This window comes from Radicibacter daui (genome assembly GCA_030657355.1).
Lineage (GTDB): Bacteria > Pseudomonadota > Alphaproteobacteria > Radicibacterales > Radicibacteraceae > Radicibacter > Radicibacter daui.
The window spans coordinates 1,228,093-1,242,847 of the sequence record CP131056.1 but is presented as its reverse complement, the minus strand read 5'-3'; the positions used below and the strand labels follow the sequence as shown (position 1 = coordinate 1,242,847).

Sequence of the window (14,755 nt, the reverse complement as noted above, 5' to 3'; positions counted from 1 at the left end):
CGGCATCGGGGCCAGCAGCAGCCCTTGCCGGAGATGCCAGAGGGGGGAGAATGAGCGAAGGGTATCTGCTGATCGCGGTCGACCGGGTCAGTTACGTGCATATGGCCGTGAACGCGGCGCTTTCCATCCGCCGTTACGACGACCGGCCGATCGCGTTGCTTACCAACATTCCGCAAGCCATCGCCGCCGATATCGCCCCCTTCTTCGACAAGGTGGTGACGCTCGACGACAAGGGCCTGCGTGGCGCCTCCAACAAGGCACACGGGCTTCTGCAAAGCCCGTTCGAGCGCACGATGTATGTCGATTGCGACACGCTGATGATGCGCTCCGGCGTCAACCAGTTCTGGAACCGGCTGCGCGGCACGCCCTTTACGGTCGAAGGCAACAACCTGACCAGCGGCAAGGCTTTCGTCGCCTGGCAGAACCGCTTCTGCGACATCGACAAGGTGATCGCCAATTACGGCGTTTCCTACATGCCGGGCTTCAATGGCGGCGTGCTCTATTTCGAGCAGGGGCCGGTGCTGCAGCAGTTCTACGACATCGTCATGGACTGCCTCGCCACCGACAAGAAGGACCAGATCAGCTACCCCTACAAGTTCGAAGGCGAATATGCCGACGAGCCGCTGTTCTCCTACGCCATGGCCAGGCTCGGCCTGCATCCCTTCCCCGTCACCGACCGGCTGAACCGCCTGCAGGCAACCACCCCCTCGACCGCCGACTACCATGTCGACGTGATCAACGGCACCTGCATGATGGTAAAGGGCGTGGGGTCTGCCGAAGTGCATATCCAGGGCGGCATCATCTGCCATTTCTGCGGATTGCAGCCGCGCGACATCTATGTGCGCAACGCCAATGACCTGCGCAAACGCGCGGGGTTGCAGTCGATCAACTTTACGGATTGAAGGCCGTCCCCACGAGGTGGGGAAGGTGGGCGAAGCCCGGATGGGGATGTGGGCGGAAAAACCTTCGACGTCAGAGCCTTATATGGGGCCGCCAACATCCCCCTCTGGCACTCCGTGCCATCTCCCCCACGGGTGGGGGGAGATCTGGAGCGCCAATATAAAAGGGGCCGGCGATGAGCCGGCCCCTCTTCTTTTCACGCTCTGACGGCGATCAATCCTCGAACGGATCGCGCACCAGGATGGTGTCGTCACGCTCGGGGCTGGTGGAGAGCAGGCCGACGGGAGCCTCGATCAGCTCCTCGATACGCTTCACATACTTGATGGCCTGTGCCGGCAGGTCGGCCCAGCTGCGGGCGCCATAGGTGCTGGACTTCCAGCCCTCATGCACCTCGTAGACCGGCTCCACCTCTTCCTGCGCACGGGCAAGCGCGGGCAGGTGCTGGATGACCTCGCCCTTGTACTTGTAGCCAACGCAGATACGCAGCTCGTCCAGCTCGTCCAGCACGTCCAGCTTGGTAAGGGCAATGGCGGTGATGCCGTTGACCTTGACCGACTGGCGCACCAGCACGGCGTCAAACCAGCCGCAGCGACGCTTGCGCCCGGTGACCACGCCGAATTCCTTGCCGCGGGCACCGAGCAACTCGCCGATCTCGTCCGTCAGTTCGGTCGGGAACGGGCCGGAGCCGACACGCGTGGTGTAGGCCTTGGTGATGCCGAGGATCTGGCCGAGCGCGCCCGGGCCCATGCCCGAACCGGTGGCCGCCTGTGCAGCGATGGTGTTGGAGGATGTGACGTAGGGATAGGTGCCCTGGTCAACGTCCAGCATGGCGCCCTGTGCGCCTTCGAACAGGATACGCTTGCCGGCGCGGCGCATCTCGTCGAGCTTCTGCCAGACCACGCCCATGAAGGGCAGCACCTTCGGCGCCACTTCCTGGAGCTGGGCCAGCACTTCGGCCGGGTCCAGCGTCTCGGCGCCAAGGCCGGTGAGCTGGGCATTGTGATATTCGAGCAGCGCCTCGACCTTGGCCTTCAGCACTTCGGCGTCGGCAAGGTCGCACATGCGCACGGCGCGGCGGGCCACCTTGTCTTCGTAAGCCGGGCCGATGCCGCGACCGGTGGTGCCGATCTTGGCCTTGCCCTTCAGGGCTTCGCGCGCCTTGTCGACCGCCGGGTGCACCGGCAGGATGAGGGCGGCGTTCTCGGCGATCAGCAGCGTTTCCGGCGTGATCTTCACGCCCTGCTGGCCGATGCGCTCGATCTCGGCGAGCAGCGCCCACGGATCGACCACCACGCCGTTGCCGATGACCGACAGCTTGCCCGGACGCACGACGCCGGAGGGCAGCAGGCTCAGCTTGTAGACCTCGCCGCCCACTACCAGCGTGTGACCGGCATTGTGACCGCCCTGGAAACGCACCACGACATCGGCGCGGCTCGACAGCCAGTCAACGATCTTGCCCTTGCCCTCGTCGCCCCACTGGGAGCCGACAACAACCACATTCGCCATTCAGTTCTCTCCTGCCGGAAGGGGGGTTCCGGACTTATCCAGATAATGGGTGCACTCAAGCCGCCGCGCCTCGCCGGCAGCATCGGCTACCGGGTCAAAGCCGCAGATGGTGACCCATCCCGCTGCCCGGAGCTGCCCCGGAAGGGGGCCATTGGCCTCTTCGGCCGGAATATAAAGACGCCTGTCAGAGCGTACCGCCTCGGGCAGCGCGCGCAGGACAGAGTCCATGAAAAGGGTAAAGCCGGTAGCAGGCTCATGCCGGCTGCCATGGCTCACATAACGTCCGCCCCGCCCCAGTTCGCCATGCACACCGCGGGCAAAAAGGGTGAAACTGATGCCGCTGTGATATTCAAAGCCGCGGTTTTCGACCGGATCGACGGTGAGCGCCAGATCGGGTGCAGCGCGCTTGATGCGCTGCACCACCTCGGCCAGATCGTCCCGCGCCGCGGCCGCGGCAGGCGGAAGCTCCAGCTTTTCGAGCATCGACAGGGCGCGGGATGCCTCGCCGGTCGCGCGCAGCAGCGAGCCGCAGAGCTCGGCAGCACGACCGCCGATGGCGGCGACGGCAGCAGCATCCTTGCGGTCCAGCGCATGGCGCAGGGCGGTCGCGCTATCGCCTTCAAGATCAAGCGCATTGACGATCGCCGGCACGAGGGTCGGCAGGTTGAGGTCAACCGAGAGATTGCGCAGGCCGAGCGCATCGAGGCTTTCGGCCGCCATCAGGATAACCTCGGCGTCAGCGCCGACGCTGCGCGAGCCGAAGAGTTCCGCGCCCACCTGGGTGAACTGGCGCTCCGGACGCAACTGGGTGCCCTTGACGCGCAGAATCTGGCCGGAATAGCTGAGCCGCAGCGGGCGCGGCGCCTTGGCAAGGCGCGAATCCGCAAGGCGCGCAATCTGGGGCGTCATGTCCGCGCGCATGGCCAGCATGCGGCGGGTTTCAGGATCCATCACGCGGAAGGTCTGGTCGGCAAGGTCCGCGCCGGTGCCGGCCAGCAGCGTATCCTCGAATTCCACCAGCGGCGGCTTGACCCGCTCGTATCCGCGGGCAGTAAAGACCGCGAGCAGCTGTGCGATGACATCCGCCTCGTGCGCAGCATCGGGCGGAAGCAGATCGGGAAGGCCGTGGGGCAACAGTGCAGCGTGCGGCATGGGTATCCTTGGACGCGCCGGCGGGACGCGCCAACGGCGCGGCCCTTTTTCCAAAAGCCGCGCCGTTGGTAGACCTTCAAGCCTTCCGGCGCAAGTGCCGGAAGGCTTTTGAGCAAGCAGGTGAGATCAGCGGAAGCTGAGGGGCTTCACCAGCGTGACGTGCGGAAGACCGACGATGGTCTTGACCACATGCTCCGGCACCACCGAGTCAACTGAGACAAGGCAGACCGCATTGTTGGCTCCCGGCACGCGACCGAGCTTGAAGTTGGCGATGTTGACGCCGGCATTGCCGAGCGTCATGCCGAGCGCGCCGATGAAGCCCGGCTTGTCCTCGTTACGCACGAAGAGCATGTGCTGGGTGAGTTCGGCCTCGACCGGCACGCCTTCGATCTCGAGCACACGCGGGGCGCCGGCAAACAGGGTGCCGGAGACCGAGCGGGTACGTTGCTCGGTCACCACGGTGACGGTGATCTGGGTCTGCAGGTCGGCCGAGATTTCGCGCTTGGTCTCGCTCACATCGATGCCGCGGTCACGGGCAACCGCCGGAGCGCTCACAGTATTGACCGTCTCCAGCGCCGGGCGCAGCAGGGCGGCCAGCACGAGAGCGGTCAGCGGCTTGGTGTTGAGCGTGGCCACACGGCCTTCATAGGAGATGTTGATCGACTTGACCGCCGTCTCCGAAATCTGGCCGGCGAAGCTGCCCAGCTGCTCGGCAAGCTGCATGTAGGGCTTGAGTTTCGGAGCATCCTCGGCGCTGACCGAGGGCATGTTGAGCGCGTTGACCACGGCGCCCGACACCAGATAGTCGGCAAGCTGCTCGGCCACCTGCAGGGCGACATTCTCCTGCGCTTCGGCGGTGGAGGCGCCGAGATGCGGGGTGCAGATGACGTTTTCGTAACCGAAGAGCGGATGCTGCTTGGCCGGCTCGGTGGCGAACACGTCGAGCGCGGCGGCGGCAACCTGGCCGCTGTCGAGCGCCGCCTGCAGCGCGACTTCATCAATAAGCCCGCCACGGGCGCAGTTGATGATACGAACGCCCTTGCGGGTGAGCTTCAGCGTATCGGCATTGAGGATGTTGCGGGTGGCATCCGTCAGCGGCGTGTGCAGGGTGATGATGTCGGCACGGCGCAGCAGGTCTTCCAGCTCCACCTTCTCGACACCGATCTGCACGGCGCGCTCGGGGGTGAGGAAGGGGTCGAAGGCAACGACCTTCATCTTCAGGCCAAGGGCACGGTCGGCAACGATGGCGCCGATGTTGCCGCAGCCGATGATGCCGAGGGTCTTGGCCGTCAGTTCCACGCCCATGAAGCGGTTCTTTTCCCACTTGCCGGCATGGGTGGAGGCGTTGGCGAGCGGAATGTCACGCGCCAGCGAGAACATCATGGCGATGGCATGCTCGGCGGTGGTGATGGAATTGCCGAACGGCGTGTTCATCACCACGATGCCGGCAGCGGTGGCGGCGGGGATGTCGACGTTGTCGACACCGATGCCGGCGCGGCCGATGACCTTGAGGTTGCCCTTGCCGGCAGCGGCGAGGATCTCGGCGGTAACCTTGGTGGCGGAACGGATAGCGAGGCCATCATACTCACCGATGATCGCCTTCAGCTGATCGGGGGTGAGATCGGTCTTCTCATCGACCTCAACGCCGCGCTCGCGGAAAATTTCGGCGGCGCGCGGGCTCATCTTGTCGGAAATCAGGACCTTGGGCATGGGTGGCTCCCTTTGCGGCAAGCGTCAAATCTGGGGATGCGGCCCCCTTGCCGCCGCCGGAACGGGCGGCAAGGAGCGCAACAGACGGAAATCAGGAAGAGAAGGACTGGCTCAGGCAGCCTTGGCGAGGGCTTCGGTCTTCACCGATGCCCAGGCCCAGTCGAGCCACGGCAGCAGCGCCTCGACATCGGACGGCTCGACGGTGCCGCCGGCCCAGATGCGCAGGCCCGCCGGGGCATCGCGATAGGCGCCGATGTCATAGGCCACGCCCTGCTTGTCCAGCTTGTCGGCGATCGACTTGGCCAGCGCGGCGCGAGTATCGGCATCCTGCTCCAGGAACCAGGCATCCTTGATTGTAAGGCAGATCGAGGTGCAGGAGCGGATCGCTGCGGTTTCTGCAAGGAAGGACGCCCAGTCGCTCTTCTCAACCCAGGCGGTGATAGCCGCAAGGCTGGCTTCGGAGCGGGCAATCATGCCCTTGGCGCCGCCGATGGACCTGGCCCAGGCGAGCGCATCGAGACAATCCTCGGCAGCCAGCATGGACGGGGTGTTGATGGTCTCGCCCTTGAAGATACCTTCAACGAGCTTGCCGCCCTTGGTCATGCGGAAAAGCTTGGGCATCGGCCAGGCCGGCGTGTAGCTCTCCAGACGCTCCACAGCGCGCGGGCTCAGCACCAGCATGCCGTGCGCAGCTTCACCGCCGAGCGCCTTCTGCCAGGACCAGGTGACGACATCCAGCTTGTTCCACGGCAGGTCCATGGCGAAAGCGGCGGAGGTTGCGTCGCAAATGGTCAGGCCCTTGCGGTCCGCAGCAATCCAGTCGCCGTTGGGGACGCGCACGCCGGAGGTGGTGCCGTTCCAGGTGAAGACCACGTCGCGGTCGAAATCCACCGTGGAGAGATCGGGGATGCTGCCGTAATCGGCCTGAAGGGTGCGCACATCGGCAATCTTCAGCTGCTTGGTCACGTCGGTGACCCAGTCCTTGCCGAAGCTTTCCCAGGCCAGCAGGTCAACGCCGCGGGCGCCGAGCAGGGACCACAGCGCCATTTCAACAGCGCCGGTGTCGGAACCGGGGACGATACCAATGCGGTAGTCGGCGGGGATGCCAAGAATTTCGCGGGTCTGATCGATGATCGCGGCCAACTTGGCCTTGCCGGGCTTGGAGCGATGCGAGCGGCCAAGGGTGGCGGCATTCAGAGCATCAGCGGTCCAGCCAGGACGCTTTGCGCAGGGACCGGAAGAAAATTCGGGTGCGTGCGGCCGGTTCACCGGCATCTCGAGCGGCTTCATTGAAGAAACCCCTTATGTCGTTACCACTCGTTGGGGAGTGGCGGCCCGCCGCGGAAACTATGGAGACGGCGAGGACGCGTCAAGGGGGCTTTTGTTGCGCGTTTTTGCAGCGCAATCACGAGGCGGGAGTGAAAAACGGGGATTTCAGGCGTTGGTGAGAACGGAAATTCCCGGGCAGGAATCCCGCACAATACGGCGCACGAGGCCTGCGCTGATCGTGTCGGCCTTGGCCAGAACCAGCGTATCGAAACCCAGTTCGCGGGCCGCCTCGACACCAGCCCGCGCCAGTTCGCAGCCGATACGCCCGCCCCGTGCAGCCGGCCGCACATAGAGCCGCCGCAGCTCCGCCTCACCGCCCGGCAGCAGCCGCACACCGACGCAGCCGACAACCTGCCCGCCGGACTCGGCGAGAAACCAGCGCCCCTTTGGGGAGGAGAATTCAGAGGAAAGACAGGAAAATTCGGAGTCGCGCTGTGCGGGTGGAAGACCGGCAGAGGCCGCGTAATCGAGATAGAGGCTGCGGAACGCGGCGAAATCGCTGGGAGTCGTTGCCTCGATCACCTCGACAGCAAGCTCGACCTCCCCTGACTGCTCCAACGCCGCCATCGCCGCCTCCGCAATACTGGCCGGCCGCCCCTTCCCGCCCTGCGATCCGTAAAACGGCTTCAGGCGGGCAAGACATCCCAAGGGCCGGGTCATGGCCAGCGGGAAAGCGGTATCCGGCGAATTTCGGAAACTAACTATGCGCCGGGGCGCTGCGGTGCAGCAACAGAACAATGCAACGAAATCGTCACCCTTCCGTCACACGGAGCAACGGGGCAGGCACAAAACAATTGCACCGGCAGCCTGAGGGGCAACTGCCGGTGCAAATTCAGCTCGCAAGATATTTGTCACTGATACAATTTGCGCAAAATGCATGCTTTACGCGGTTTGCCTCAGCGCCAGAAAGGCTTGGCGATTTCAATAGCGACATCGTGTTCGCTCAGGCCGATATCACGGCGCATGTGAGCGTCCAGATCAGCAAGATGAACCCGCTGCCGGAAACGATTGTACCAGTTTGTAACCACGGCCAGCGGACGCCCCGCAGCCAGTGAACGGGGCGAACGATTGGCGATGGCAACATTCATTGTGCTCATTTTAGCCTCGTTCAGGTTGGTGGCGATCTCAAACAATCGATACAATATGTTCTACGCTTGCACACAAAGCGGTGCAATTATAATATTGTCACCATGACAAATTGGACACCCGACATCTCCGCCATCGGCGGCCCCCGCTACCGGGCTATCGCAGATGCACTCGCACGCGACATCTCCGACCGTGTTCTGCCGCCGGGCACCCGCCTGCCGACCCACCGCGACCTCGCCTACAAGCTGGGCGTGACGGTGGGCACGGTGACGCGCGCCTATGCCGAGGCTGAGCGGCGCGGGCTGATTGAAGGGGAAGTGGGGCGCGGCACCTATGTGCGCGACCAGGAAAGCGGCAACCGCACCGCCATCCGCTATTCCCGCAGCAGCACCGGCGCCCTGGTGGAGCTGGGCATCAATGTCTCGAGCGCTCCCGGCGTTGCCGACTCGCTCAAGCAGATGCTGCAGGAGGTAACGGCACAGGCCGACCTCAACCAGCTGATGGATTACAGCAACAATACCCTGCCGCCCGCACATATGAACGCGGCCGCGAACTGGCTGGAGCGTCGCTTCAACCTGCCGCGCCGGCCCGACTGGATTCGCATGACCAATGGCGGCCAGCATGCGTTGCTGACGGCGTTTTTGTCGCTGTGCCGTCCGGGTGACCTCGTGGCGACGGAGACGCTGACCTATTCCGGCATGCGGCACCTGGCCAATACGCTGGGCCTGCGCCTTGAAGGGCTGGCCTATGACGATCACGGGCTGATTCCCGACGCGCTGGACGCCTGTTGCCGCCAGCGGGCCCCGCGCGTGCTCTACACCGTGCCGACCCTGCACAACCCGACGACGGCCATTCTGCCGGAAGAGCGGCGGATCGAGATTGCCTCGATCTGCCGGCGCTACGGTGTGCAAATCATCGAAGACGACGTGTTCGGCTTTCTGCCGGACGAGCAGCTACCGCGTCTTGCGACGCTGGCGCCGGACATCACGCTCTACATCACCAGCCTGTCCAAATGCATCGCCACCGGCTTTCGCGTCGGTTACATCGTGGGCGCGCCCGGGCTGGTGGAGCGGGTCGATTCGGCGATGCTGGTCAGCCAGTCCATGGGTTCGCTGGTGATGAGCGAACTGGCAACCCGCCTCATCGAATCCGGCGAGGCCGACAAGCTGGCCGACCGCCAGAAGGAAGAGGCTGCCGCCCGCCAGGAGATTGCGACCGACCTTCTGACCGGCTTCGATTACCTGACCAAACCCAAGGCCCAGCATCTGTGGCTGCGCCTGCCGCTGCCCTGGCGCCGCGAGGAGTTTGTTGCCGAGGCGCGCCGGCGCGGCGTGAGCGTAACGCCGGCCGACTATTTCACCGTCGGCCACGCCCCCTCGGAGCAGTCGGTGCGCATCAGCCTCAGCCAGCCGCAGAGCCGCGAGCAGGTAGAAACAGGCCTGCGTATCATCGCCGACATCCTCGCCGGCCAGGCGACATTGTTCAAAGCCGTCATCTGAAGGCACAGTAGCAGCCCGTCCCCCCGCCTCCGACAGATGGGGCAGGGGGCGGAGCCTTGCCGGGATTATTCCATGTTCCAGTATCTGATCGCCGTGCTCGACTGGGGCGGCACCGCCGTTTTCGCCATCACCGGAGCGCTGGTTGCTTCGCGCAAGCAGATGGATATCTCCGGCTTTGCCCTGCTGGGCGCCGTGACCGGTATCGGCGGCGGCACGCTGCGCGACCTGCTGCTCGGCAAACTGCCGGTGTTCTGGATCAGCCAGCCGGCCTATCTGGTGGTGTGCGTGATCGCCGCCGCGATCACCTTCTTCATCGCTCACGTGCCGGAATCGCGGCTGAAACTGCTGATGCTGCTCGACGCGGTGGGGCTCTCCCTCTTCGCCGTGGTCGGCGCACAGAAGGGCCTTGCCGCCGGTGTCGGCCCGATCATCGCCATCACCATGGGCGTGATGACCGCAACCTTCGGCGGCATCATCCGCGATGTGCTGGGCGGAGAAAGCCCGGTGGTGCTGCGGCGGGAGATTTATATCAGCGCCGCGCTCGCCGGCTCCGCCATCTATGTGCTGGGCGACATTGCCGGCCTGCCGCTTGAACTCGCAACCGTCACGGGCTTTGTCGCCACGCTGACGCTGCGCCTCGCCGCCATGCACTGGCACTGGTCCCTGCCCGTCTACCGCCCCCGCCCGGCGCGCTCGCCGGACGATCTGGGGCTGTAAGGGGAGGCCGGCGAAGGCTGCACCTCGTTACCCCCATCCGGGCTGCGCCCACCTTCCCCACAAATGGGGAAGGATAAACAACCCTCCCCTCTCGGGGAGGTGCCCGTCAGGGCCGGTGGGGGTAATGAGTCTGATTGCAGACAGAGATTGGCGAAACCTTCCGAATGGAAACGGCGCTTAAGCTCCCGCCGCCTCTTCCACCGCCGCAACGATGTCCGCCACCACGGCTTCCACCAGTGCCTTGTCGTCGCCTTCCGCCATCACGCGGATGAGCGGCTCGGTGCCGGACTTGCGGATGAGCAGGCGGCCGCTGCCATTGAGGCGGGCTTCGGCATCGGCGATGACGGTTTTGACGCGGGTTTCCTCCAGCGGGGCGCCCTGGCTGAAACGCACATTACGCAGCAGCTGCGGCACCGGCTCGAAGACATGGCAGAGTTCGCTCGCCGGCTTGCCCGAACGCACCAGCTCCGCCAGCACCTGCAGGGCGGCCAGCAGGCCATCACCGGTGGTGGAATAGTCGGAAAAGATGAGGTGGCCGGACTGTTCGCCGCCGAAATTGTATCCGTCGCGGCGCAGTATCTCGAGCACGTAGCGGTCACCGACGGCGGCCCGCAGCAGCTGGAGCCCCGCCGCCTCCAGCATGCGCTCAAGGCCGAGATTGGACATGACGGTCGCCACGACACCGCCGCCGCGTAGACGGTCATCGCGCTGCAGGGCAAGGGCGGTAAGGCCCATGATCTGGTCGCCATCCACGCGGCGGCCGGTCTCGTCCACCACAATCAGCCGGTCGGCGTCACCATCAAGCGCGATGCCGATATCGGCGCCCTCATCCACCACCCGGCGCTCCAGCTGGGCGGTGTGGGTAGCGCCACATTCCTTGTTGATGTTGAAGCCATCCGGCGCAACGCCGATGGCGATCACCTCGGCGCCCAGTTCGCGCAGCACGGCGGGCGCGACCTTGTAAGCGGCGCCGTTGGCACAATCGACGACGATCTTGAGGCCATCGAGGCGCAGTGAGCGCGGGAAGGTCGCCTTGACCCACTCGATATAACGGCCGCTGGCATCCTCAAGGCGCATGGCGCGGCCAAGGTCGCGCGGCTTGACGAGGCGCGCAGGCTCGCCGGAGAAAATACGCTCCTCGATACCGCGCTCGATCTCGTCGCTGAGCTTGTAACCATCGGCGCCGAAAATCTTGATGCCGTTATCCTCGAACGGATTGTGCGAGGCCGAGATCATGACACCGAGATCGCAGCGGTAGGTGCGCGTTAGCACGGCAACAGCCGGCGTCGGCACCGGGCCGACCAGCGTCACTTCCATGCCCATGGAAATAAAGCCGGCGGTCATCGCCGTCTCCAGCATGTAGCCGGAACGGCGGGTATCCTTGCCGATGACGACGCGGCCATAACGGTTGCCATCGGCGGTCAGCTCGGCAGCGGCGGCCATGGCCACCTTGAGCGCGGTTTCCGCCGACATCGGCTCCATATTGGCGGTGCCGCGAATGCCGTCGGTGCCAAAAAGCTTGCGTGTCACTGATCCATTCCCCCCGGATATATCCGGCCTATTGTCTCGCCCATACCGTCAAGGCGGGCAGAGACCCCCGCCTCGCCCCGCGCGCCGCCGGCAATGGCGCGGGCTACCTTCAGCCCCTGCACCGTCGCCGCGACATCATGAACACGCAGAATAGCCGCGCCCTGCGCCAGTGTCTCCAGCCCTGCGGCCAGAGACCCGGCAAGCCGGTCCTTCGGCGCTTCGCCCCGGCTGATTGCGGCGATGAAGCGCTTGCGCGAGAGGCCGATCAGCACCGGCAGGCCAAGCGTCGCATAGAGGGACGAGTGAGCCAGGATATCCAGATTGTGCGCGAGCGTCTTGCCGAAGCCGATGCCGGGATCGAGCACGAGGCGGGCACGGGCGATGCCGGCACGCTCGCAGGCGGCAATGCGGGCATCGAGATAATCGTAAACATCGAGCGCAGCGGCTTCATAAACCGGGTTTTCCTGCATCGAACCCGGCTGCCCCTGCATGTGCATGAGTACAACCGGCACGTCGCAGGCCGCCATGGCGTCCATGCTCTCCGGATCGCCCTCCAGCGCCGAGATGTCGTTGACGATAGCGGCGCCAGCGGCGACTGCCTGCCGCATCACCCCTGCATGGCGGGTATCGACGGACACGATGGCGCCGCGTTCGGCCAGCGCCTCGACGACCGGCACCACACGGCGTAGTTCTTCGGCCAGAGACACGACGTCCGCGCCCGGGCGGGTGGATTCACCGCCGATATCGAGAATGTCGGCCCCGGCTTCCCTTAGCGCTTCGCCCCGGGCGATGGCGGCCTTGATCTCGAAACTGTCTCCGCCGTCGGAAAAACTGTCCGGCGTCACATTGACGATGCCCATGACGGACGGGCGGTCTGACGGCACGCCCGGTATCGGGGCACGGCGGCTCTCCAGCCGGTCCAAGAGCAGGCGCAGGGCCGGAATTTCCGGCGCGATCAGCTCACGCAGCGCAAGGGCGGTAACGGTGTGGCGCTCGATGCGACCGGCACGGCGCAGGATGATTTCGGCAGCGGCGAAGGCCGGACCGGGCGCCACCATGCGCAGGGCCGGACCACCGACACCGGGCGGCAACAGGCCGACGGGACGCAGATAGACCCGCGCGCCCTGGGCAAGAGCTGTGCGGATATGGCCGAGGATCTGCAAGGCGGTACGTCCACAATCACCCGGGCGGCATCACGCGGCACCGGGGCCTTAAAAGAAAGTTCCGGCCCTTCCTTTCAGAAGGGCCGGAACCGGGGTCTTCCGAGGGCATTCCCAAAACCGGGACTGCCCCCTTCATCTGGCAGGTCAGGTGCCTTGCGGCTCCGGACCGTTGCTCGTCGGCACCGAGGTACGGCGCGGACGGTCATCCCGCGACGGCTCCGGAGCGGAGGGACGCGGCGTGTCATTCGGATCGAGCGGACGCTCGATGCTTTCGCCCTTCAGGAGCTTGTCCACCTCGTCACCCGACAGCGTCTCATATTCGAGCAGCGCCTGGGTGATGGCTTCGAGCTGGTCCTTGTGCTCGGTCAGGATGCGGCGGGCGCTGGCCTCGGCATCCTCGATCAAGCGGCGCACTTCCTCGTCGATGAGCTGGGCGGTCGCTTCGGACATATGCTGCTGCTGGGCAACGGAATGGCCGAGGAAGACTTCCTGCTCATTGGCGGAGTAGCGCACGCGGCCGAGCTTGTCGGACATGCCGAACTCGGTGACCATGCGGCGGGCAAGGCCGGTTGCCTGCTGGATATCGTTTGAGGCACCGGTGGTGACCTTGTCCTCGCCGAAGACCAGCTCTTCGGCCATACGGCCGCCGAACATCATGGCGAGGCGCGAGATCATCTCGATGCGCGACATGTTCCAGCGGTCACGCTCCGGCAGGTTCATCGTCACACCCAGCGCACGGCCGCGGGGGATGATGGTGACCTTGTGCAGCGGATCGCAGGCCGGCATGTGCAGGCCGACAAGGGCGTGGCCAGCCTCATGATAGGCGGTCAGCTTCTTGTCATCCTCGGTCATGACCATGGAGCGGCGCTCCGCCCCCATCATGACCTTGTCCTTGGCATTCTCGAACTCGGCCATGCCGACGGCACGTTTGCCGAGGCGGGCGGCCATCAGGGCGGCTTCGTTGACAAGGTTGGCAAGATCGGCACCGGAGAACCCGGGGGTGCCGCGGGCGATCACGCGGGCATCCACATCGGCTGCCAGCGGCACCTTGCGCATATGCACCTTGAGGATCTTCTCACGGCCGGCGACATCCGGGTTCGGCACCACGACCTGACGGTCGAAGCGGCCGGGACGCAGCAGCGCCGGGTCCAGCACGTCGGGGCGGTTGGTGGCGGCGATGAGGATGACACCCTCATTGGCCTCGAAACCGTCCATCTCGACCAGCAGCTGGTTCAGGGTCTGCTCGCGCTCGTCATTACCGCCGCCGAGACCGGCGCCGCGATGACGGCCCACCGCATCGATTTCATCGATGAAGATGATGCAGGGAGCGTTCTTCTTGCCCTGCTCGAACATGTCGCGGACACGGGAGGCACCCACACCGACGAACATCTCGACGAAGTCGGAGCCGGAGATAGTGAAGAAAGGAACGTTGGCTTCGCCGGCAACCGCGCGAGCGGTCAACGTCTTACCGGTACCCGGGGGGCCGACCAGCAGCACACCCTTGGGGATCTTGCCGCCGAGGCGCTGGAACTTCTGCGGGTCACGCAGGAATTCCACGACCTCTTCCAGCTCCTGCTTGGCTTCGTCGATACCGGCAACATCAGCGAAGGTGACGCGGCCGGTCTTCTCCGTCAGCAGGCGGGCCCGCGACTTGCCGAAGCCCATGGCCTTACCGCCACCGCCCTGCATCTGGCGCATGAAGAAGATCCACACGCCGATCAGCAGCAGCATGGGGAACCAGCTGAGCAGAACGCTGAAGAGGCTGGGCACGTTGCTGTCATCCGGCACGGCGGAGAAGCGCACGTTGGTGCCCTGCAGCACAGAGACAACGTCGGTATAATTGGGAGCATAAGTGGCGAAGGGCTTGCCGCTGACCAGAGTACCGCTGATCTGCTGACCCTTGATGGTTACATCTGAGACGCCGCCCTTGTGCACTTCGCTGATGAAGTCGGAATAGGGCATGCCAGTCTGGCTGGTATGCGATCCGCTGCCCTGGAAAAGCTGGAACAGAGCGATCAGCAGCAAGCCGATGATGATCCAGAGAGCAAGGTTCTTGCCGATATTGTTCACGTCGTCTCGTCCTTTGCCGGGCCAGGGCGGCGCCAGAGAATTGCGCCGTCTGTCAGGGCTTGCGCTTACCAGCGCAAGCGGGCTTCCTTCCTA

Annotated in this window: 12 protein-coding genes; 3 read left to right on the top strand and 9 right to left on the bottom strand. The window is 64.9% G+C overall.

From position 1 onward, the window contains the following. Positions 1-50: 50 nt before the first annotated feature. Positions 51-902 carry a hypothetical protein gene (locus tag QTL98_RS05870; protein WP_445681292.1) on the top strand — a complete coding sequence of 284 codons (852 nt, stop codon included), beginning with the start codon at positions 51-53 and terminating at the stop codon, positions 900-902. A 211-nt stretch (positions 903-1,113) separates the two neighbouring features. Here the strand turns inward: QTL98_RS05870 and QTL98_RS05865 are convergent, their stop codons facing one another. From QTL98_RS05865 to QTL98_RS05840, 6 genes are all read right to left on the bottom strand, one after another. Then, positions 1,114-2,406: an adenylosuccinate synthase gene (locus tag QTL98_RS05865; RefSeq protein ID WP_445681291.1), complete on the bottom strand. Its 1,293-nt coding sequence runs from the start codon at positions 2,404-2,406 to the stop codon at positions 1,114-1,116. Beyond that, positions 2,407-3,558 (bottom strand): ATP phosphoribosyltransferase regulatory subunit, encoded by a 1,152-nt coding sequence (locus tag QTL98_RS05860; RefSeq protein WP_445681290.1) that lies wholly within the window; start codon positions 3,556-3,558, stop codon positions 2,407-2,409. A gap of 126 nt (positions 3,559-3,684) precedes the next feature. Beyond that, complete coding sequence (gene serA, locus QTL98_RS05855; RefSeq protein WP_445681289.1) at positions 3,685-5,268, bottom strand: phosphoglycerate dehydrogenase; 1,584 nt, start codon at positions 5,266-5,268, stop codon at positions 3,685-3,687. Positions 5,269-5,379: 111 nt separating this feature from the next. Then, positions 5,380-6,558, bottom strand: coding sequence for a phosphoserine transaminase (locus tag QTL98_RS05850; RefSeq protein ID WP_445681288.1), 1,179 nt, complete (start codon positions 6,556-6,558; stop codon positions 5,380-5,382). Positions 6,559-6,702: 144 nt separating this feature from the next. Next, positions 6,703-7,164, bottom strand: a complete 462-nt coding sequence (locus tag QTL98_RS05845; protein WP_445681287.1) for a GNAT family N-acetyltransferase — start codon at positions 7,162-7,164, stop codon at positions 6,703-6,705. A gap of 329 nt (positions 7,165-7,493) precedes the next feature. After that, on the bottom strand, positions 7,494-7,730 hold the full coding sequence (locus QTL98_RS05840) for a DUF1127 domain-containing protein (RefSeq protein WP_445681286.1): 237 nt from the start codon (positions 7,728-7,730) through the stop codon (positions 7,494-7,496). 57 nt (positions 7,731-7,787) lie between these two features. Between QTL98_RS05840 and QTL98_RS05835 the strand changes: the two genes are divergently transcribed. Both QTL98_RS05835 and QTL98_RS05830 read left to right on the top strand, forming a co-directional pair. Further along, positions 7,788-9,182 (top strand): aminotransferase-like domain-containing protein, encoded by a 1,395-nt coding sequence (locus QTL98_RS05835; protein WP_445681285.1) that lies wholly within the window; start codon positions 7,788-7,790, stop codon positions 9,180-9,182. A gap of 72 nt (positions 9,183-9,254) precedes the next feature. Beyond that, complete coding sequence (locus QTL98_RS05830; protein ID WP_445681284.1) at positions 9,255-9,899, top strand: trimeric intracellular cation channel family protein; 645 nt, start codon at positions 9,255-9,257, stop codon at positions 9,897-9,899. A gap of 177 nt (positions 9,900-10,076) precedes the next feature. Here QTL98_RS05830 and glmM read toward each other — a convergent pair whose 3' ends face one another. From glmM to ftsH, 3 genes are all read right to left on the bottom strand, one after another. Further along, positions 10,077-11,429 (bottom strand): phosphoglucosamine mutase, encoded by a 1,353-nt coding sequence (gene glmM / locus QTL98_RS05825; protein WP_445681283.1) that lies wholly within the window; start codon positions 11,427-11,429, stop codon positions 10,077-10,079. Then, positions 11,426-12,592 carry a dihydropteroate synthase gene (folP, locus tag QTL98_RS05820; RefSeq protein ID WP_445681282.1) on the bottom strand — a complete coding sequence of 389 codons (1,167 nt, stop codon included), beginning with the start codon at positions 12,590-12,592 and terminating at the stop codon, positions 11,426-11,428. The genes glmM and folP overlap by 4 nt, the downstream gene beginning before the upstream one ends. Before the next feature lie 144 nt (positions 12,593-12,736). Next, positions 12,737-14,662 carry an ATP-dependent zinc metalloprotease FtsH gene (gene ftsH, locus QTL98_RS05815; RefSeq protein ID WP_445681281.1) on the bottom strand — a complete coding sequence of 642 codons (1,926 nt, stop codon included), beginning with the start codon at positions 14,660-14,662 and terminating at the stop codon, positions 12,737-12,739. Between the last annotated feature and the right edge of the window lie 93 nt (positions 14,663-14,755).

Coding starts and splice junctions, on each gene's coding strand:
- QTL98_RS05870 (WP_445681292.1), top strand. CDS start 51: ATGAGCGAAGGGTATCTGCTGATCGCGGTCGACCGGGTCAGTTACGTG.
- QTL98_RS05865 (WP_445681291.1), bottom strand. CDS start 2,406: ATGGCGAATGTGGTTGTTGTCGGCTCCCAGTGGGGCGACGAGGGCAAG.
- QTL98_RS05860 (WP_445681290.1), bottom strand. CDS start 3,558: ATGCCGCACGCTGCACTGTTGCCCCACGGCCTTCCCGATCTGCTTCCG.
- serA (WP_445681289.1), bottom strand. CDS start 5,268: ATGCCCAAGGTCCTGATTTCCGACAAGATGAGCCCGCGCGCCGCCGAA.
- QTL98_RS05850 (WP_445681288.1), bottom strand. CDS start 6,558: ATGAAGCCGCTCGAGATGCCGGTGAACCGGCCGCACGCACCCGAATTT.
- QTL98_RS05845 (WP_445681287.1), bottom strand. CDS start 7,164: ATGGCGGCGTTGGAGCAGTCAGGGGAGGTCGAGCTTGCTGTCGAGGTG.
- QTL98_RS05835 (WP_445681285.1), top strand. CDS start 7,788: ATGACAAATTGGACACCCGACATCTCCGCCATCGGCGGCCCCCGCTAC.
- QTL98_RS05830 (WP_445681284.1), top strand. CDS start 9,255: ATGTTCCAGTATCTGATCGCCGTGCTCGACTGGGGCGGCACCGCCGTT.